The sequence below is a fragment of the Streptomyces sp. NPDC001796 genome, from assembly GCF_042892355.1.
Taxonomy (GTDB): Bacteria; Actinomycetota; Actinomycetes; order Streptomycetales; family Streptomycetaceae; genus Streptomyces.
The window spans coordinates 177594-197313 of record NZ_JBIAUC010000011.1 but is presented as its reverse complement, the minus strand read 5'-3'; the positions used below and the strand labels follow the sequence as shown (position 1 = coordinate 197313).

At 70.8% G+C, this 19720-nt stretch carries 17 protein-coding genes; 10 read left to right on the top strand and 7 right to left on the bottom strand.

Annotation, left to right across the window (positions count from 1 at the left end):
* Positions 1–17: 17 nt before the first annotated feature.
* The 6 genes from ACFYZE_RS23240 to rhaI form a co-directional block, all read right to left on the bottom strand.
* Positions 18–659: a lactate utilization protein C gene (locus ACFYZE_RS23240; protein ID WP_388997195.1), complete on the bottom strand. Its 642-nt coding sequence runs from the start codon at positions 657–659 to the stop codon at positions 18–20.
* Positions 656–2131, bottom strand: coding sequence for a LutB/LldF family L-lactate oxidation iron-sulfur protein (locus tag ACFYZE_RS23235; RefSeq protein WP_388997192.1), 1476 nt, complete (start codon positions 2129–2131; stop codon positions 656–658). Before ACFYZE_RS23235 ends, ACFYZE_RS23240 begins: the two co-directional genes overlap by 4 nt.
* A complete protein-coding gene (locus ACFYZE_RS23230) occupies positions 2128–2883 on the bottom strand; it encodes a (Fe-S)-binding protein (protein ID WP_388997189.1) in 756 nt (251 codons plus the stop codon). The genes ACFYZE_RS23235 and ACFYZE_RS23230 overlap by 4 nt, the downstream gene beginning before the upstream one ends.
* A gap of 72 nt (positions 2884–2955) precedes the next feature.
* Complete coding sequence (locus ACFYZE_RS23225; RefSeq protein WP_388997281.1) at positions 2956–4392, bottom strand: rhamnulokinase family protein; 1437 nt, start codon at positions 4390–4392, stop codon at positions 2956–2958.
* 5 nt (positions 4393–4397) lie between these two features.
* Positions 4398–6437 (bottom strand): bifunctional aldolase/short-chain dehydrogenase, encoded by a 2040-nt coding sequence (locus ACFYZE_RS23220; RefSeq protein WP_388997186.1) that lies wholly within the window; start codon positions 6435–6437, stop codon positions 4398–4400.
* Positions 6438–6623: 186 nt separating this feature from the next.
* Positions 6624–7784, bottom strand: a complete 1161-nt coding sequence (rhaI, locus tag ACFYZE_RS23215) for an L-rhamnose isomerase (RefSeq protein ID WP_388997183.1) — start codon at positions 7782–7784, stop codon at positions 6624–6626.
* Between the two features lie 269 nt (positions 7785–8053).
* Between rhaI and ACFYZE_RS23210 the strand changes: the two genes are divergently transcribed.
* From ACFYZE_RS23210 to ACFYZE_RS23170, 9 genes are all read left to right on the top strand, one after another.
* Positions 8054–9571 carry a sugar ABC transporter ATP-binding protein gene (locus ACFYZE_RS23210; protein WP_388997180.1) on the top strand — a complete coding sequence of 506 codons (1518 nt, stop codon included), beginning with the start codon at positions 8054–8056 and terminating at the stop codon, positions 9569–9571.
* Entirely contained in the window at positions 9568–10638 is a 1071-nt protein-coding gene (locus ACFYZE_RS23205) for an ABC transporter permease (RefSeq protein ID WP_388997178.1), read from the top strand. The genes ACFYZE_RS23210 and ACFYZE_RS23205 overlap by 4 nt, the downstream gene beginning before the upstream one ends.
* The gene (locus ACFYZE_RS23200; protein ID WP_388997176.1) at positions 10631–11620 is read left to right on the top strand and encodes an ABC transporter permease; all 990 of its coding nucleotides are present in this window, start codon (positions 10631–10633) and stop codon (positions 11618–11620) included. Before ACFYZE_RS23205 ends, ACFYZE_RS23200 begins: the two co-directional genes overlap by 8 nt.
* Before the next feature lie 32 nt (positions 11621–11652).
* Entirely contained in the window at positions 11653–12735 is a 1083-nt protein-coding gene (gene rhaS, locus ACFYZE_RS23195; RefSeq protein WP_388997173.1) for a rhamnose ABC transporter substrate-binding protein, read from the top strand.
* An 18-nt stretch (positions 12736–12753) separates the two neighbouring features.
* Positions 12754–13074, top strand: coding sequence for an L-rhamnose mutarotase (locus tag ACFYZE_RS23190; protein ID WP_388997170.1), 321 nt, complete (start codon positions 12754–12756; stop codon positions 13072–13074).
* 17 nt (positions 13075–13091) lie between these two features.
* Entirely contained in the window at positions 13092–14504 is a 1413-nt protein-coding gene (locus ACFYZE_RS23185; RefSeq protein WP_388997167.1) for a BNR repeat-containing protein, read from the top strand.
* 79 nt (positions 14505–14583) lie between these two features.
* Positions 14584–15618: a LacI family DNA-binding transcriptional regulator gene (locus ACFYZE_RS23180; RefSeq protein ID WP_388997164.1), complete on the top strand. Its 1035-nt coding sequence runs from the start codon at positions 14584–14586 to the stop codon at positions 15616–15618.
* A 132-nt stretch (positions 15619–15750) separates the two neighbouring features.
* Entirely contained in the window at positions 15751–17052 is a 1302-nt protein-coding gene (locus tag ACFYZE_RS23175; protein ID WP_388997161.1) for an alpha/beta fold hydrolase, read from the top strand.
* Between the two features lie 406 nt (positions 17053–17458).
* Entirely contained in the window at positions 17459–18202 is a 744-nt protein-coding gene (locus ACFYZE_RS23170) for a PIG-L deacetylase family protein (RefSeq protein WP_388997158.1), read from the top strand.
* 9 nt (positions 18203–18211) lie between these two features.
* Here the strand turns inward: ACFYZE_RS23170 and ACFYZE_RS23165 are convergent, their stop codons facing one another.
* Entirely contained in the window at positions 18212–18394 is a 183-nt protein-coding gene (locus ACFYZE_RS23165) for a DUF5999 family protein (protein ID WP_388997155.1), read from the bottom strand.
* A 417-nt stretch (positions 18395–18811) separates the two neighbouring features.
* On the opposite strand from ACFYZE_RS23165, the gene ACFYZE_RS23160 reads away from it, so the two are divergent.
* Positions 18812–19642 carry a pentapeptide repeat-containing protein gene (locus tag ACFYZE_RS23160; RefSeq protein ID WP_388997152.1) on the top strand — a complete coding sequence of 277 codons (831 nt, stop codon included), beginning with the start codon at positions 18812–18814 and terminating at the stop codon, positions 19640–19642.
* Positions 19643–19720 lie beyond the last annotated feature (78 nt).

The window sequence follows — 19720 nt, the reverse complement described above, 5'->3', positions numbered from 1 at the left end:
CACGCTAACCGCGCCGGTCACTCACCGCTCACCAGCACCACCTCAAGGGTGCGCGGACCGTGCACCCCCTCGACCCGGTCCAGCTCGATGTCGCTCGTCGCGGACGGCCCGGAGATCCACGTCAGCGGGCGTGCCGGGTCGAGCCGTTCGAGGGCCTGGGGGACGGAGGAGACCACCTGGTCGGGGACGCGCACCACGCAGATGTGATGGTCGGGGACCAGGGTGATACGGCGGCGGCCCTGGTCAGGGGCGCCGTCCAGCACGATGGTGCCGGTCTCGGCGATGGCGACGGCGCAGGCGGTGACCACGCTGTCGACGGCGTCCAGCTCGTGCGGGGTGCTCTCCACCCGGTCGGGGACCTGCTCCACGTCCGCGAGCCAGTGCGACGGCAGCCCGGGCGGCACCAGGACGGTGCGTGCGCCGCGCGCGGCGAGCAGACCGGCCAGGACCGACGGCAGCGCGGCGGTATCGGTCCGGTGCACGATCGCCCGGTAGTCCGCCAGGTTCTCCGCCAGCAGCTCGACCGTCTCCCCGACGCCGCGCTCGCCGTGCTCCCTGAGATAGTCCCGGGAAACGGCCTGCTCGTACGCCGTGTCGTCCTTCGGTACGTCCGCCAGCGCGCGCCGCACCCGGCCCAGGATCTGCTCTCTGCTGTTCACTTCGCGTCCTTCCCACCACGCGTGCGCTGCCACCAGTCACGGAACGGCTCCGCCGGCACCTGCGGCAGGTCCCGGCTCGCGCTCCACGCCCGGCCCGGGCCCGGCAGCGTCCGCGGAAGGAAGCGGCGCGACCGCGACGCCAGCCGCTGACCCGTCCGCAGCGCCGCGGGGTGACCGAACGCCCAGCGCGCCGCCCGCATCGCCGCCCGCTCGGCGGCGTGCCCCTTCGCGGGCCTCAGCACGACCTTGTTGCCGCCCCGTGTCACCGGCCCGCCCTGCACGACCCGTTCCCGCAGATGCACCAGCACCTCGGGAATGTCGATGGCGACCGGGCACACCTCGTAACAGGCGCCGCACAGCGAGGACGCGTACGGCAGGGAGGCGTCGATCTCGCTCTGGGTGCCCCGCAGCTGCGGGCTGAGGATCGCGCCGATCGGGCCCGGGTACACCGAGCCGTAGGCGTGGCCGCCCGCCCGCTCGTACACCGGGCACACATTGAGACACGCCGAGCAGCGGATGCAGCGCAGAGCCTGGCGGCCCACCTGGTCGGCGAGCGTGTCGGTTCGCCCGTTGTCGAGCAGGACCAGGTGGAAGGCCCTCGGCCCGTCCTCGTCGGTGGTGCCGGTCCACGTGCTGGTGTACGGGTTCATGCGCTCGGCCGTGGAGGAGCGCGGCAGGGTCTGCAGGAACACCTCCAGGTCCCGCCAGGTCGGCACGATCTTCTCGATGCCGACGACCGAGATCAGCGTCTCGGGGAGGGTGACGCACATCCGCCCGTTGCCCTCGGACTCCACCACGACCAGCGTGCCGGTCTGAGCGACCATGAAGTTCGCGCCGGAGATCCCGACCTTGGCGCGCAGGAACTTCTCCCGCAGGTGCAGCCGAGCGGCCTCGGCGAGTTCGGCGGGCGTGTCGGTCAGCCCCTCGGGGGCCGGGCGGCCCCACTCGGCCATCTCCGAGCGGAAGATGTCCCGTATCTCGCCGCGGTTGCGGTGGATCGCCGGGACGAGGATGTGGGAGGGCCGGTCCTTGCCCAACTGGACGATCAGCTCGGCGAGATCGGTCTCGTAGGCGCGGATGCCCTGCGCCTCCAGGGCCTCGTTGAGGCCGATCTCCTGGGTGGCCATCGACTTGACCTTGACGACCTCCGACTCACCGGTGGCCCTGACCAGTTCGGCCACGATCCGGTTGGCCTCCTCGGCGTCGGCGGCCCAGTGCACCACGCCGCCCGCCGCCGTGACCGACTCCTCCAACTGGACCAGATACCGGTCGAGATGGCGCAGCGTGTGGTCCTTGATCTGCCGGCCCGCCTCCCGCAGGGCCGCCCAGTCGGACACCTCCGCGACCGCCTTCGCCCGCTTGGCGCGGATGGTGTGGGTGGCGTGGCGCAGATTGCCGCGCAGGGTCCGGTCGCGCACCGCCTCGTGCGCCGCCGCCGGGAAGGCGGGCATACCGAGATACGTTCCGCTCATACCAGCGGCTCCTCTTCCGTGCTCGCCAGGATCTCCGCGATGTGCACCGGCCGCATGCCGACCCTCAGGCGCGCCATCGTTCCGCCGATGTGCATCAGACAGGAGTTGTCGGCCGCGCACAGCACCTGCGCGCCCGTCGACTCGGCGTTGCGCACCTTGTCGACGCCCATCGCCGCCGAGACATCGGAGTTCTTCAGGGCGAACGTGCCGCCGAAACCGCAGCACTCCTCGGCCCCCGGCAGCTCGGCCAACTCCAGCCCCTTCACGGCCTGGAGCAGCCGCCTGGGCCGGTCGCCGAGGCCCAGGCCCCGCAGACCGTGGCAGGTCGGGTGGTAGGTCACCTTGTGCGGGTAGTACGCGCCGACATCGCTCACTCCGAGCACGTCCACGAGGAACTCGGTCAGCTCGTACGTCTTCGGGACCACGGGTGCCAGGGTGGCCGCGAGTGCGTCCCCGCGGCCCTCGGCCCGTGCCCGCTCACCCATCCGCGGATACAGCTCCCGCACCATCGCCCCGCACGACCCCGACGGTGTCACGATCGCCTCGTAGTCCCGGAAGACATCGGAGAACTTCACGGCGAGCGGCTCGGCCTCATGCCGGTATCCGGTGTTGTAGTGGGCCTGTCCGCAGCACGTCTGCGCCATCGGGAAGTCGACCTCGACGCCAAGTCTGGTCAGCAGTTTCACCACCGCGCGGCCGGTGTCCGGATAGAGCGTGTCGTTGACGCAGGTCAGGAAAAGGGCGACACGCATCGCGGCTCCTTGGGGTCGATCATCGGATGAGTGCAGGGTAGTCGGCGGGCGCGGTCTGGGGGAGACCCCGGCTCACGGCGTAGCGAGCCGGGACTCCGCCGCGCGCCACACGGCGGTGTCGCCGCGTGGTTCGTACCGCGTGAGCGGCTGGGTGGCGGCGAGCAGTCGGCGCATCTCGGCCCGGTCGCCGACGATCCCGTGGGCGCGGGCCTGGACGAGGACGTTCCCGAGGGCGGCCGCCTCCGTCGGACCGGCCACCACCGGCAGCCCGCAGGCGTCGGCGGTCAGCTGGCACAGCAGGGCGTTGCGGGTGCCGCCCCCGACGATGTGGACCACGTCCACCGGGTGGTCGGCTAGCCGCTGGGCCTCGGACACGGCCCGGCGGTGGGCGAGTGCGAGGGAGTCGAGGATGCACCGCGTGACCTCGGCGGCGGAGTCCGGCACCGGCTGCCCCGAGGCCCGGCACGCCTCGGCGATGCGCTCCGGCATCCGTCCGGGCGCCAGGAACGCCGCGTCACCGGCGTCCACCACGGAGCGCAGCGCCGGGACCCCGGCGGCGGCCGACAGCAGCCCGGGCAGGTCCGGGTCGCCCCATTCCCGTACGCACTCCTGGAGCAGCCACAGCCCCATGATGTTCCGCAGATAGCGGACCGTGCCGTCCAGGCCGAGCTCGTTGGTGAAGTTGGCGGCCCGGCTGTCCTCGGTGAGCACGGGTGCCTGGAGTTCCAGGCCGGCCAGCGACCAGGTGCCGGTGCAGATGTAGGCGAACCGCTCACCGACGGCCGGTACGGCGGCCACCGCGGACGCCGTGTCGTGCGAGCCCACGGTGGTCACCGGCACGGGACCCCGCAGCCCCGCCTCGTCCAGCACCTCGGGCCGCAGCACCCCGGCCGGGTCGCCGGGCCGGCGCATCGGCGCGAACAGGCTCAGGTCGATGTCCAGCCGGGCCGCGACGCCGTACGCCCAGTCGCGCGTGCGGGGGTCGATGAGCTGGGTGGTGGAGGCGTTGGTCAGCTCGGTGCCCTGCTCGCCCGTCAGCCAGTACGTCAGCAGGTCCGGGATGAGCAACAGCCGCTTCGCCTGGGCGAGTTGGCTGGCGGAGCGGGCCGCGGTCAGCTGGTACAGCGTGTTGAAGGGCGCGTACTGCAAACCGGTCGCGGCGTACAACTCGTCCGCGGGGACGGTGGCCCAGACCTTCTCCGCGATCCCCTCCGTGCGGGCGTCCCGGTAGTGGACCGGGTTGCCGAGCAGGGCTCCGTCCACGTCCAGCAGGCCGTAGTCCACGGCCCAGCTGTCGATACCGACCGAGTCGACCGGGCCGGCCGCGCACAGCCCTTCGATGACGCCGGCGTACAGCGACAGGATGTCCCAGCGCAGCCCCTCGGGGACCCGCACGGGCCGGTTCGGGAAGCGGTGCGCCTCGGTCAGCTCCAGGGTGCCGGGGCCCACGCGGCCGACCATGACGCGCCCGCTGGACGCGCCGAGGTCGACCGCGGCGTACGACTGCACGGCGCTCACCGCAGGAAGGCGGCAGCGACGCCCGCGTCGACCGGGACGTGCAGTCCCGTGGTGTGGGTGAGGTCCCCGCCGGTCAGCGCGAACACGGCGTTCGCGACGTGCTCCGGCAGCACCTCCCGCTTGAGGATGGTCCGTTGGGCGTAGAACTCGCCGAGCTTCTCCTCCGGCACCCCGTACACGGCCGCCCGCTGCGCGCCCCAGCCGCCCGCGAAGATGCCCGAGCCGCGCACCACCCCGTCCGGGTTGACCCCGTTGACGCGGATGCCGTGCTCGCCCAGCTCGGCGGCCAGCAGCCGCACCTGGTGCGCCTGGTCGGCCTTGGTCGCGGAGTAGGCGATGTTGTTGGGCCCGGCGAAGACGGCGTTCTTGGAGGCGATGTAGACGATGTCGCCGTCCAGCCCCTGCGCGATCATCACGCGGGCGGCCTCGCGCGAGACGAGGAAGGAGCCGCGGGCCATGATGTCGTGCTGGAGGTCCCAGTCCTTCACCGAGGTCTCGAGCAGCGGCTTGGAGATGGAGATGCCGGCGTTGTTGACCACGAGGTCGACGCCGCCGAAGGCCAGCACGGCGGCCTTGAAGGCGTCCGCGATCTGCTCCTCGGAGGTGACGTCGACGGTGACGGCGACGGCCTTGTCCGGCCCGCCCAGCCCCTCGGCCACGGCGGCGGCGTTCTCGCCGTCGAGGTCCGCGACGACGACACACGCCCCCTCGGCGACCAGCCGGTGTGCGATCGCCTTGCCGATCCCGCTGCCGGCCCCCGTCACCAGCGCCACCCGCGTGGCGAGCGGCTTGGGCTTCGGCATCCGCTGGAGCTTGGCCTCCTCCAGTGCCCAGTACTCGATGCGGAACTTCTCGGACTCCTCGATCGGCGCGTACGTCGACACGGCCTCGGCGCCGCGCATCACGTTGATCGCGTTGACGTAGAACTCGCCGGCCACGCGGGCGGTCTGCTTGTCCTTGCCGAAGGAGAACATGCCGACGCCGGGCACGAGCACGATCGCCGGGTCGGCCCCCCGCATGGCGGGGGAGTCGGGCAGGGCGTGCCGCTGGTAGTAGGCGGCGTACTCCTCCCGGTAGGCGGCGTGCAGTTCCTTCAGCCGGGCGACGGCCTCCTCCAGCGGCGCTGTCGGCGGCAGGTCGAGGACCAGCGGACGGACCTTGGTGCGCAGGAAGTGGTCCGGGCAGGAGGTGCCGAGCGCGGCGAGCCGAGGGTGTTCGGCTCGCGCCACGAAGTCGAGGACGACCTCGGAATCGGTGAAGTGCCCGACCTGCGGCTTGTCCTGGGAGGCGAGGCCGCGCACGTACGGCGCGAGGGCCGCGGCCCGTTCCCGGCGCTCGGTCTCGGGCAGGGCCTCGAATCCCCCGATCACCGGCCCGAACGGCTCGGGCTTGCCCCGCTCGGCGAGGAAGGCCTCGGCGGTGCGGATGATGTGCAGCGAGTTGCGCTCGCACTCCTGCGAGGTGGCTCCCCAGGCAGTGATCCCGTGCCCGCCCAGTACGCAGCCGATGGCCTGCGGGTTGGCCTCCTTGATGGCGGCGATGTCCAGACCCAGCTGGAACCCGGGCCTCCGCCACGGCACCCACACCACGGTGTCGCCGAAGCACTCGGCGGTCAGTTTCTCCCCGTCGGCCGCGCAGGCGAGCGCGATCCCGGAGTCGGGGTGGAGGTGGTCGACGTGGGGCGCGTCCACGAGACCGTGCATGGCGGTGTCGATGGAGGGGGCGGCCCCGCCCTTGCCGTGCAGACAGTAGTCGAACGCGGCGACCATCTCGTCCTCCCGCTCGACACCGGGATAGACGTCGACGAGGGCCCGCAGCCGGTCGAGCCGCAACACGGCCAGCCCGGCCTCGGTCAGGGTCCCGAGATCACCACCGGACCCCTTCACCCACATCAGCTCGACATCACCCCCGGTCACGGGATCGGTGTCGGTGCCTTTGGCGGAGGCGTTGCCGCCGGCGTAGTTGGTGTTACGGGCATCGGAGCCGAGCCGGTGGGAACGGGCGAGCAGAGCGGCGGCTTCGGGGTGGAGAGACATATCCGGTCCTTCATGGACGAGGGGTGAGTGGAGCGCGCCCCGAAGGGGCGCGGGTCTGTATCGATTCGCGGCTCCGCCGCGATGGGGGTCCCCCTGTTCGAGCGAAGCCGAGAACTTGGGGGAGCGACCAGCCACATCCGGCCCGCAGTCAGCGAACGGCCTTACCCGGCGGACGCGGGGCAGTGCCTACGCTCCCCAACCGGCCTGCTGACCGCCCACGCGCTCTTCAACGATCTTCTGAGCCCACCCGGACCGGGCGTACGCACCCATGGGATCGGGGTCCAGCCCCATCTCCTCCCGCACCTCACGCAGCAACGGACGCACATCCGTGTTGTACGCGTCCATGAGCACCGCGTTGGCGCCCAGCACGTCCCCCGCCCGCTGCGCCGCAGTCAGCGCGTCCCGGTCCACCAGCAGCGCCTTGGCCGTGGCCTCCTGGACGTTCATCACCGAGCGGATGATCGCCGGGATCTTGGCCTCGATGTTGTGGCACTGGTCGAGCATGAAGGCGACGTCGGAGGTGAACCCGCCCCCGCGCACCACCTCGTACATGATCCGGAACAGCTGGAACGGGTCCGCAGCCCCGACCATCAGGTCGTCGTCGGCGTAGAACCGCGAGTTGAAGTCGAACCCCCCGAGCCTGCCCTCCCGCAGCAGCGTCGCCACGATGAACTCGATGTTGGTGCCCGGTGCGTGGTGCCCCGTGTCCACCACCACCTGCGCCTTCGGTCCGAGCTTCAGGCAGTGCGCGTACGCCGTCCCCCAGTCCGGCACGTCCGTCGTGTAGAAGGCCGGCTCGAAGAACTTGTACTCCAGCAGCATCCGCTGCCCGTCGCCCAGCCGCGCGTACACCTCGGCGAGGCCCTCCGCGAGCCGGTCCTGCCGCTCACGGATGTCGTCCTGACCGGGGTAGTTCGTCCCGTCCGCGAACCACAGCTTCAGGTCCCTCGAACCGGTGGCGTCCATGATGTCGACGCACTCCAGCAGATGGTCGACGGCCTTGCGCCGCACCGCCGCGTCCGGATGGCAGATGCTGCCGAGCTTGTAGTCGTCGTCCTGGAAGGTGTTGGAGTTGATCGCACCGAGCTTCACGCCGCGCTCCTGCGCGTACTTGGCGAGCGCCGCGTAGTCGTCCACCTTGTCCCACGGGATGTGCAGCGCCACGGTCGGTGCGATGCCCGTGAACTCGTGCACCTTCGCTGCGTCGTCCAGCTTCTCGCGCGGATCGCGGGGGACGCCGGCTTGCGCGAACACCTTGAAGCGCGTGCCCGAGTTCCCGTACGCCCATGACGGCGTCTCGACGGCCTGGGTCTTCAGAGCGGCCTTCACCGCGGCGAGCTCGGTCACTTGGGGGCTCCTGTGGCATCGGTGGGCATCGGTGGGGGACACCGTGCGTGAAACGATTCAGGAAGGGAAGCTAAGAGCCTCCACCTGGGGTGTCAAGGCTTTCGGCGAGTCAGTCTTGCCGTGACCACGTCGTGACCCTTGTCTATCGAAATTTTTTCGAGGCGACCCCATTGACGTGACATGGCTGGCCCGCCTAACGTCCCGGCAACCAAGTTGAAACCTTTCACGACGCCGTGAGGACACCCTGCCGGCGTCGTCGAGGAGCCCCCATGACCCACCCGTCCGACACGGGTCCGGCCCCGGTGCTGGCGCTCAGGGACATCTCCAAGTCCTTCGGCGCGGTGCGCGCCCTGAGAGACGTGTCCCTGGAACTGTTCCCCGGCGAGGTGCACGCCCTCGCCGGCGAGAACGGCGCGGGCAAGTCGACCCTCATCAAGACGCTCGCCGGTGTGCACCGACCGGATGCCGGTCAGGTGCTGCTCGACGGTGAGCCGACCGTCTTCCACGGCCCGGCCGACGCCCGGGACGCCGGTATCGCCGTGATCTACCAGGAGCCGACCCTCTTCCCCGACCTGTCGATCGCCGAGAACATCTTCATGGGCCGCCGGCCCCGCAGGGCCCTCGGCCGGATCGACCACAAGGCCACGAACGCGGCCACCGCGGCCCTGATGCGACGCCTGGGTGTCGACCTCGACCCCGAGCGCCCGGCACGCGGCCTGTCCATCGCGGACCAGCAGATCGTGGAGATCGCCAAGGCGCTCTCCTTCGACGCCCGCGTCCTGATCATGGACGAGCCGACCGCGGCCCTCACCGGCAGCGAGGTGGCCCGGCTCTTCGGCGTCGTCCGCACCCTGCGCGAGCAGGGCACAGCGGTGCTGTTCATCTCCCACCGGCTGGAGGAGATCTTCGAGATCTGCCAGCGGGTGACCACACTGCGCGACGGCGCCTGGATCGCCAGTGAACCGCTGGAGGGGATGACCGAGGACGACCTCGTCCGCCGCATGGTCGGCCGCGACCTCGACGAGCTGTACCCCAAGCAGGACGTGGAGCCGGGGGAGGTCGCACTGAGCGTACGGCGGCTGACCCGGGAGGGCGTCTTCACGGACGTGTCGTTCGACGTGCGGCGCGGTGAGATCGTCGGTCTCGCCGGGCTCGTCGGCGCCGGCCGGACCGAGGTCGCGCGCGCCGTCTTCGGCATCGACCGCTGGGACGCGGGCGAGGTCGAGGTCGACGGCAGGACACTCACCAACGGCGCGCCCTCCACCGCGATGGCCGCCGGGCTCGCCCTGGTCCCCGAGGACCGGCGCGCCCAGGGCCTGGTGATGGACATGTCCATCGAACGCAACATCGGCCTGACCGGTCTGCGCACGACCGTGAAGGCCGGGCTCGTGGACCGCGGCGCCGAACGCAGCCGCTCTCTCGACTGGGCCGTCAAGCTCCAGGTGAAGTACGCCCGGATCGCGGACTCCGTCTCCACGCTGTCCGGCGGCAACCAGCAGAAGGTGGTCCTCGCCAAGTGGCTCGCCACCGGCCCGAAGGTGCTGATCGTCGACGAGCCGACCCGCGGCATCGACGTCGGCACGAAGGCCGAGGTGCACCGGCTGCTCAGCGAGCTGGCCGCGGACGGCGTGGCCGTCCTGATGATCTCCTCCGACCTGCCCGAGATCCTCGGCATGGCCGACCGCGTGCTCGTGATGCACGAGGGCCGGCTCACCGCCGAGATCCCGCGCTCCGAAGCCACCGAGGAAACCGTGATGGCCGCAGCCACCGGGAGGGCCGCCGCATGACGGTGACTGCCCCCGATCAGGCCCCCGTGACCGATATGCCGAAATCCAGCGGCACCCGGCTGGTCGACCGCGTGTTCAAGATGCGTGAACTCGCCATCCTGGTCGTCTTCCTGGTGATGATCACCGTCACCCAGCTCGGCAACAGCGACTTCCTCTCCGAGCAGGGCGTCAAGGACCTGCTGCTGAACGCGACCATCCTGGTGCTGGTCGCGACCGGCCAGTCCCTGGTCGTCATCACCCGCAACGTCGACCTGTCGGTCGGCTCCACCCTCGGCATCAGCGCCTTCGCAGCGGGCACGTATCTGCACGGCGGCGGCAACCCCGTCGTGGGCGTGGTGCTGGCCATCCTGCTCGGCGTCGGCTTCGGTCTCCTCAACGGGCTGCTCGTCAGCCTCGGCCAGGTGCCCGCCCTCGTCGTCACCCTCGGCACCCTCTACATCATCCGCGGCATCGACTCCATCTGGGTCGGCTCGCGGCAGATCACGGCGGCCGACCTGCCCGGCGGGTTCGTCGACTTCGGGTCCGGCGGCATCTCCGCCGTCCCCTGGCTGGCCCTCATAGCCCTGGTCGTCCTGGTGGCGACCGCGTACTACCTCAAGCACTACGGCAGCGGACGCGAGCTGTACGCGCTCGGCTCCAACCCGGAGGCCGCCCGCCTCGCCGGTATCCCGGTGCGCAAGCGGATCCTGGCCGCGTACACCTTCTGCGGGGGCCTGGCCGGGCTCGCGGGCGCGCTGTACCTGGCCCGTTTCGGCAACGTCGACTCCGGCACCGGCAACGGCTACGAACTCACCGTCGTCAGCGCGGTCGTGGTCGGCGGTGTTGTCTTCACCGGCGGCTCCGGCAGCGTCTACGGCGCGGCTCTCGGCGGCCTGCTGCTGACCTCCATCAACAGCGTGCTGCCCGCCCTCGGAGTCAGCTCCGTCTGGGTGCTCGCCATCAACGGCGTCCTGCTCCTGCTCGCCATCGCGGTCGACCGGATCGTCGCGCTGCGGGTGGCCTCCGCCCTGAAGAAGACGACCGCGAAGAAGACGGCCCTGAAGAAGGGGAACGCCCGCCATGCCTGACTCCTTGACGCGCGCGATCCGCTGGGACACGGTCGTCGGCGCTCTCCTCGTCGTGCTCCTGCTGCTGTCGTTCGGCCTCGTCGACGGCTTCGGCAACGCCCTCAACCTGTCGTTCCTGATCGGCAACACCCTGCCGATCGCGCTCATCGCGCTGCCCATGACCCTGCTCGTGGTCGCGGGCGAGATCGACCTGTCCGTCGCCTCCACGGCCGGGCTGTCGGGCGCGGTGATGGGCAAGCTGTGGAACGAGGGGATGGCGATCGAGACGATCATCCCGCTCTGTCTCCTCCTCGGCGTGGTGTGCGGGCTGGTCAACGGCCTGCTGGTGACCCGCCTCGGGCTGCCCTCCCTGGCCGTCACCATCGGCACCCTCGCCGCCTACCGGGGCATCGCACAGATCGTGCTCGGCTCCGACGCGGTGACCGACTTCCCCACCCAGTACCTGAACTTCGCGGCCGGGCGCATCGGCAACAGCTTCCTCCCGCAGGCGTTCCTGCCCTTCGTGGTGCTGCTCGCGATCGCCGTGGTCGTCCTGCACGCCACCCCGTTCGGCCGCTCGCTGTTCGCCGTCGGCGCCAGCGAGGAGGCGGCACGGTTCGCCGGCATCCGGGTCAAGCGCGCCAAGCTGATCCTGTTCACCGCGACCGGCTTCATGGCCTCCCTCACCGGCGTCTTCTGGGCGCTGCACTACGCCAGCGCCCGCTACGACAACGCCACCGGACTCGAACTCTCCGTCGTCGCGGCCGTCCTGCTCGGCGGCATCGACTTCGACGGCGGCAAGGGCACGCTCGGCGGCGCCATCGCGGGAGTGTTCCTGCTGGGCGCCCTGCAGAACGTGATGAGCCTCGTCAACGTCTCCGCACAGTCGCAGATCGTCGTCACCGGCGTGCTGCTCGTCGTCTCCGTGCTCGGCCCCCGGGTCGCGCGCCAGATATCCGTGGCGAGGGCGGGCCGCCGAGCCGCCTCGACTCCGGCCTCGTAACCTCCACCCACCCTCGTAAAGGACCCTCCGTCATGCGCAAGTCTTCGATCCGCCGCACCTGCGCGGCCCTCGCCGCCGTCACCTCCCTCGCGCTCGCCGCGACCGCCTGCGGCGGCACCACCAAGAAGGACGTCGCGAGCGAGAGCGCCGCCCCCGCCGACTCGGGCGCCAAGGCGAACCCGAACGCCGCCACCAAGAAGGGCCTGACCGTCGGCTTCCTGCCCAAGCAGGTCAACAACCCGTACTTCACCTCCGCCGACAACGGAGGCAAGAAGGCCCTGGAGGAACTGGGCTCGAAGTACAAGGAGGTCGGCCCGTCCAGCGCCACCGACACCAGCGGCCAGGTCTCCTACGTCAACACGCTCACCCAGCAGCAGGTCAACGCGATGGCCGTGTCCGCTCAGGACCCGGGCGCCCTGTGCACCGCGCTCAAGCAGGCCATGAGCAACGGCATCAAGGTCGTCACCTACGACTCCGACACCAAGCCCGACTGCCGCAACGCCTTTGTCTCGCAGGCCTCAGCCGAGGACCTGGGCCGCACCGAGGTGCAACTGCTCGCCCAGCAGATCGGCTACAAGGGCGAGATCGCGATCCTGTCCGCCGCGCAGACCGCGACGAACCAGAACACCTGGATCGACTACATGAAGGACGAGCTGAAGGACCCCAAGTACAAGGACGTCAAGCTCGTCAAGATCGCCTACGGCAACGACGACGCCCAGCAGTCCTTCCAGCAGACCCAGGGCCTGCTCCAGCAGTACCCGAACCTGAAGGGGATCATCTCCCCGACCACCGTCGGCATCAAGGCTGCCGCCCAGTACCTGTCCGGCTCCAAGTACAAGGGCAAGGTCAAGCTGACCGGCCTCGGCACCCCGAACGACATGCGCCAGTACGTCAAGAACGGCACCGTCGAGGCGTTCGAGCTGTGGGACCCGGCCAAGCTCGGCGACCTGGCCGCCCGCACCGCGATCGCCCTGGCGTCCGGGCAGATCACCGGCAAGGAGGGCGAGACCTTCAAGGCCGGCGACACCACGTACACCATCGGCAAGGACGGCGTGATCAACCTCGGCAAGCCGGCCGTGTTCGACAGCAAGAACATCGACCAGTTCAACTTCTGACATCGGGAGCGGTACTTCATGCAGCGCGTCTGTTTCCTGCTCAAGGTCCGTGAGGACCTGATCGCCGAGTACCGCGAACGCCACGCCGCCGTGTGGCCGGAGATGCTTCAGGCGCTCTCGGCCACCGGCTGGCACAACTACTCCCTCTTCCTGCGGGACGACGGTCTGCTCGTCGGCTACCTGGAGACCGAGGACCTCGAAGCCGCCCTGGCCGGCATGGAGGCGACCGAGGTCAACGCCCGCTGGCAGGCCGAGATGGCGCCGTTCTTCGAGTCGCTGGACGGCGCCCGGCCCGACGAGGCCATGAAGCCCCTCACCGAAGTGTTCCACCTCGCCTGAACCCGGGAGACGTACCCATGAGACGACGCACCGTGCTGGCGACCGCGCTGCTGAGCGCCGTGGTGGCTCCGGGGAGGGCGCAGGCGGCGACCCCCGGTCCCTCGGTCACCAGGACCGGCACCACCACGCTCGACAGCCGGGCGATCTACTTCGTGTCGTACGACGGCCTGGTCAACAACAACTCCTTCCAGAAGAACGGCCTGCTCACCTACCAGGGCCACCAGTACGCCGCCTGGTACACCGCCACCCGCAACGCCGTGGTCGCCCGACGCAGGCTGGGGACGAGCACCTGGTCCACGGTCACCCTCTCCCACCGGCTCAAGAGCGACGACTCGCACAACGTCATCTCCCTGGGCGTCTCCAGGATCGACGGTCGACTGCACCTCAACATGGACTCGCACAGCGACGGCTACTTCTACGTGAAGTCCGTCGCCGGGCTGATGGACAACCCCGCCACCACCGCCTGGACCTCGTCCGTCTTCGGAGCGGTCCAGACGTCCCTCGACGGACTCCCGCTCACCTCGCAGTTCACCTACCCGCAGTTCATCTCCACCCCCGAGGGCAAGCTGCAACTGAGCTACCGGGTCGGGATCTCCGGCAACGGCCGCAACGCCCTGGCGGAGTACGACGGTTCGTCCTGGAAGGCGCTCGGGGAGTGGTCGAGTTCGGCCGGCACCTACACCAGTTCCCACGGCTCCAGCACCGCCCGCAACATGTACCTGCACGGCATCGACTACGACGGGGGCGGCCGCCTGCACGCCTTCTTCACCTGGCGCGAGCAGAACACCGCGGTGATGTGTTCCAGCGGCGGCATCACCAACCACGACACCGGCTACGTCTACTCGACCGACCGTGGCCGCACCTGGCGCAACGACGCCGGTGCCCTCGTCGCCGCCACCGGAACCTCCGACACGGTCGCCGTCACGGACGCGGGGCTCGTGGTGGACCCCCTCAACCCCGACCACTCCCTGATGAACCAGGAGAGCCAGTTCACCGACTCGGCCGGTCTGCCGCACGCGATCATCAGCTACGTTCCGGGCCGCTTCGGCCAGTGCACCACGGACTACGTCGCCGACCGCACCGCCGACGGCCGCGCCTTCCACGTCCGCAAGAACTCCTCGGGATCCTGGCAGAAGACCGAGATCCCGGTTCCCCTGAACTCCAGCCAGCGCACCAAGCTGGTCCTCGACAGGTACGACAACGCCTACGCGGTCTTCCCCTACGGGCGCATCGCCGGGGCGTCGAAGTCCTCCGGCTACTCGGACTGGACGCTGCTGTACGACGGCAGCGGCCTGAACGCCTTCGGCGAGGTCGTGATCGACGAGACGCGGGTGAAGGCGGACAACACCCTGTCCTTCATGTACCAGGAGAAGTCCAGCGGTAGGACGCCCTCATCGCTCCACGTCGTCGACTTCTCCCTGCCCTCGTGACCTGATTCGCCGCGCGGGGCGGTGACGATAGTGTGAAGCCCGCCCCGCCGCCCCTCGTCTCCCTGGAGGTTCCCGCCTGATGGCCCAGTCGGTGGGTATCAAGGACGTCGCCCGCGCCGCCGGAGTGTCTGTGGGCACGGTCTCGAACGTCATCAACCGTCCCGAGACCGTCGCCTCCGAGACGCGCGCCCGCGTGCTGTCCGTGATAGACCGCCTCGGCTACGTCCGCAGCGAGTCGGCGCGGCAGCTGCGGGCCGGGCGCAGCCGGATCATGGGCCTGCTCGTCCTCGACATGGGCAACCCGTTCTTCGTGGACGTCGCCCGCGGCGCCGAGCGGGCCGCCCGGGACGCCGGGCTCGGCGTGATGGTCTGCAACAGCGCGCAGAGCGCGGCGGAGGAGGCCGAGTACCTGTCGCTCTTCGCCGAGCAACGGGTGCGCGGCGTGCTGCTCACCCCCGCCGACGCGACCGGACGGAACATCGAGACGTTCCGGCGCCACGGCATCCCGTTCGTGCTCGTGGACCGGGTGGCCGAGGGCACCACCGAGTGCTCGGTGTCGGTCGACGACGTGACGGGCGGCGCCCTGGCCGTGCGGCACCTCGTGGACGCCGGGCACCGCTTCATCGCCTACGTCAGCGGGCCACCCGGCCTCAACCAGGTCAGGGACCGCCGCACCGGCGCCCTGAACGCGCTGGCCGAGGCCGGGCTCGGCCCCGAGGCGCTGCGCGAACTGCCGACCGAGCGGCTCGACGTCGCCGCGGGCCGGGACGCCGGTGCCCGGCTCCTCGGGCTCGCCGACCGCCCGACCGCCGTGTTCTGCGCCAACGACCTGCTCGCCCTCGGTGTCCTGCAGGCCATGTTCGCGGCCGGCGTCAGCGTCCCCGACGACCTCGCGATCGTCGGCTACGACGACATCGAGTTCGCCGCGGCCGCCGCCGTGCCGCTCACCTCCGTACGGCAGCCCGCGGTCACCATGGGCGCCCTCGCCGCCGAACTCCTCCTGGAGGAGACCGAGGCCGAGGCGGCCGAGCCGGGGACTCGCCCGCACGAACACCGGCGGGTCGTGCTCCAGCCGGAACTGGTGGTGCGCAACTCCAGCCTGTCCGCGCGCTGAGCGGGACCCGGCGCCCCGGAAAGCGGCTGAGCGACCGGTCAGTACGGATTTCTTGATCCCGGGCGCCCGCGCCCGGCGACCATGTGCTGGACTGGGAAGCGGCCTGGAATCCGTCCGTCCCGTGGAGCCCCCTTGACCCACAGCTACCGCCAGCCCGGCATCGTTCTCACCGACCGTCGCTTCACCGTGCCCCTGGACCACGACGACCCCGACGGCGAGACGATCGAGCTGTACGCGCGGGAGGTGGTGGCGAGCGACAAGGCGGACGACGACCTGCCGTGGCTGCTCTACCTCCAGGGCGGACCCGGCTTCGGCGCGCACCGCTTCATCGGCAAGCAGGCCTGGCTCGGCCGCGCCCTTCAGGAGTTCCGCGTTCTCCTGCTCGACCAGCGCGGCACCGGCGCCTCCACGCCCGCGGGCCGGCAGACCCTCCCGCTGCGCGGCGGCCCCCGCGAACAGGCCGACTACCTCACCCACTTCCGCGCCGACTCCATCGTCCGCGACTGCGAGACCATCCGCCCGCAGGTCACCGGCGGCGCGCCCTGGACGGTCCTCGGGCAGAGCTTCGGCGGCTTCTGCACCGTCACCTACCTGTCGACGGCACCCGAAGGCCTGCGCGCCGCGCTGATCACCGGTGGGCTGCCCTCCCTCGACGCGCACGCGGACGACGTCTACCGGGCCGCCTACCCCCGCGTCGAACGCAAGGTCGCCGCCCACTACGCCCGCTACCCGCAGGACGTCGAGCGCGCGCGCCGTATCGCCGAATACCTGCTGCGGCACGAGCCGGTCCTGAACAGCGGCTACCGGCTCACCGTGGAGGCCTTCCAGTCACTCGGCATCCTCCTCGGCGGCAGCGAGGGCAGCCACCGACTGCACTTCCTCCTCGAGGACGCCTTCGTCCGCACCCCGCAGGGCCCCGCGCTCTCCGACGCCTTCCAGGAGGAGGTGCACCACCTGCTGTCGTTCGCGGGCCACCCCCTGTACGCGCTGGTCCACGAGGCGATCTACGGCCAGGACGAGCGCCCCACCGCGTGGTCGGCGGAGCGGGTGCGCGCGGAGTTCCCGCAGTTCGACGTGGCGAAGGCCCTCACAGGTGACGGGCCCGTGCTGTTCACCGGCGAGTCCATGCATCCCTGGATGTTCGACACCGACCCGGCGCTGCGCCCGCTGCGGGAGACCGCGCACCTGCTCGCCGAACGCACCGACTGGACACCGCTGTACGACCGCGCCCGTCTGGCCGCCAACGAGGTACCGGTGGCCGCGGCGATCTACCACGACGACATGTACGTCGACACCGCACACGCCCTTCAGACGGCGCGCACGATCCGCGGCCTGCGCACCTGGGTGACGGACGAGTACGAGCACGACGGCGTCCGCGCGAGCGGCCCCCGCGTCCTGGACCGCCTGCTGGCCCTGGCGAGGGACGAGGTCTGACCCGGGGCCGGGAGCCGTGCCGCATGCACGGCTCCCGGCCGGAGACTTCCCTGCGCGGTGTGCTCAGCGGTCGCCGCGCGGGCGGGTCAGGGTGAACCGGTCGACGGGGAGCAGGTCGCCGTAGGGGCCGTCGACGGTCGTGGTCGCCGGCCGCCGGCATCCAGGGACGATGGCGGGCCGAGCGCGAGTTGTTCTCGAACCAGTCGGACCAGGTGCGCACCCGGTCGGTCGACAGGTTGGCGTAGCACAGGTCGCCGTTGACCAGGTGGAACAGCGGGGCGTTCCGTTTCACCCCGGCGGTGGGCCGGCCCTGCGCCGTCGCCTGTGCCCTCGCCGGACCGGGCACCCCCACGTGCCCTCACCTCGGCCCGACCGGCCGGCGGAAACGCGGCGCTACTCTGCGGCCATGACCGAGTCACGCAACGAGCAGCTCAAGCCCATGCCCGACGGCTGGCAGCGCGCCCTCGCCGTCGTCGCCCATCCCGACGACCTCGAGTACGGGTGCTCGGCGGCGATCGCCGGGTGGACCGACGGCGGCCGTGAGGTCACCTACGTCCTCGCCACCCGCGGCGAGGCGGGGATCGACTCGCTGGAGCCCGCCGTGTGCGGAGCGCTGCGCGAGCGGGAACAGCGGGCGAGCGCCGCGGTGGTCGGCGTGTCCACGGTGGAGTTCCTCGACCACCGGGACGGCGTCGTCGAGTACGGCGTCGCACTGCGCCGTGACATCGCGGCGGCGATCCGCCGTCACCGGCCGGAGCTGGTCCTCACCCTCAACCACCGCGACACCTGGGGCGGCGTCGCCTGGAACACCCCCGATCACGTCGCCGTGGGACGGGCGACGCTCGACGCGGTCGCGGACGCCGGCAACCGGTGGATCTTCCCGGAGCTCACGGAGCGGGGCCTGGAGCCCTGGAACGGTGTGCGGTGGGTCGCCGTCGCCGGTTCCGCGCAGCCCACGCACGCCGTGGACGCGACACCCGGACTGGAGCGCGCGGTGCGCTCGCTGCTCGAACACCGTACGTACATCGAGGCGTTGACCGACAAGGATCCGGAGACCTACGCCCGGTCGTTCCTCACCGCCCACGCCGCGGCCCTCGGGGAGCGGTTCGGCGGCATACCGGCCGTCGCGTTCGAGCTGTTCAGCCGTTAGTTCCGGTACTCAGGCAGTCGTCCGCAGCGGTGCCACCGCTCGCCCGTCCGGCAGCAGTTCGCCGGTGTCCTCGAAGACGATGGTGCCGTTGCAGAGCAGATACCAGCCCTGTTCCGGGTGGGCGGAGACGATGACCGCCGCGTCGTGGTCGGGGCGGTCGGCCGATGGGCACGGAGGCCAGTGCGTGCACATGACGTCTCTCCAGGGGTCGTACGAGGTCTGCCTCTGTAGTAGCTGAGTTTGATTTCGTACGAGTGAGGGGACCCCCACAGGCCAGGAAACTCGACGGTGAGTTTCCCGACTTCCGGCGGCCGGAAGGGGCCCGTCTTCATGAGGCGACCGTAGAGGTGCCGCCGCCCGCCGGCCACTCACCGGCCGCCGGTCGGGGCTCCCCTTGGGCGAGGGGGCCCGTTCGGGGGTGCTGTTGTGGCGGGCGGCGCGGCCCGATCGCACGATGGACGCCGATGCGCCGCTGCGAAGGGCGCGGTGGCAGGCCCCTGGAGCGGCATCCCCGCCCACGGCAACCAGCGCACCGACCGGACGCCGGCTGCCGCCGCGACCACGAGAACCCCGAGCACCGGTAGAGGGGCCCCCGGCTAGGGTGACGTCATGCACGTACCCTCCGCCGACCTCTCCGACCTGCGCGCCGACTGCGGCAACTGCTTTGCCCTGTGCTGCGTGGCGCTGCCCTTCGCCCGCTCCGCGGACTTCGCGATCGACAAGCACGCCGGCACGCCCTGCCGCAACCTTCAGGACGACTTCCGCTGCGGCGTCCACAGCGAACTGCGGCCGCGCGGTTTCGCCGGCTGCACGGTCTACGACTGCTTCGGTGCCGGGCAGAAGGTCTCGCAGATCACCTTCGGCGGACGGGACTGGCGGTCGGGTGGCCGGCAACACGCCCGGCGCATGTTCGACGTCTTCCCCGTGGTGCGCCAGCTCCACGAACTGCTCTGGTATCTCACCGAGGCGCTCACCCTGCCCGCGGCCCGGCCCGTCCACGCCGATCTGCGCCGCATGCTGGAGGAGACCGAGCGGCTGACCCTCCGGACCCCCGAGGAGCTCGGCGAGTTGGATGTGGGCGCGCACCGGCAGGAGGTCAACGTTCTGCTGCTGCGCACCAGCGAGCTGGTCCGAGCCGGGACCGGCCGCCGTGCGAAGGACCGGCGGGGCGCGGACCTCATCGGCGCCCGTCTGAAGGGAGCCGACCTGCGCGGGGCCAGTCTGCGGGGCGCCTGTCTCATAGCCGCCGACCTCACGGGCGCCGACCTGCGCCACGCGGATCTGATCGGCGCCGATCTGCGGGACGCGGACCTCACCGACGCCGATCTGACCGGCGCCTTCTTTCTGACGCAGCCGCAGATCAACGCGGCGCGGGGGAGCGTGCGCACCAGGCTTCCGGCATCCGTCACGCGCCCTGCCCACTGGATGGCGCACCGCTGACCGTTCCGTGATGGCGGCGGGGCCTGGTTGGCGGACACCCCAATCTCCGATAAATTAGGCAAGGCTTACCTAAGGAGG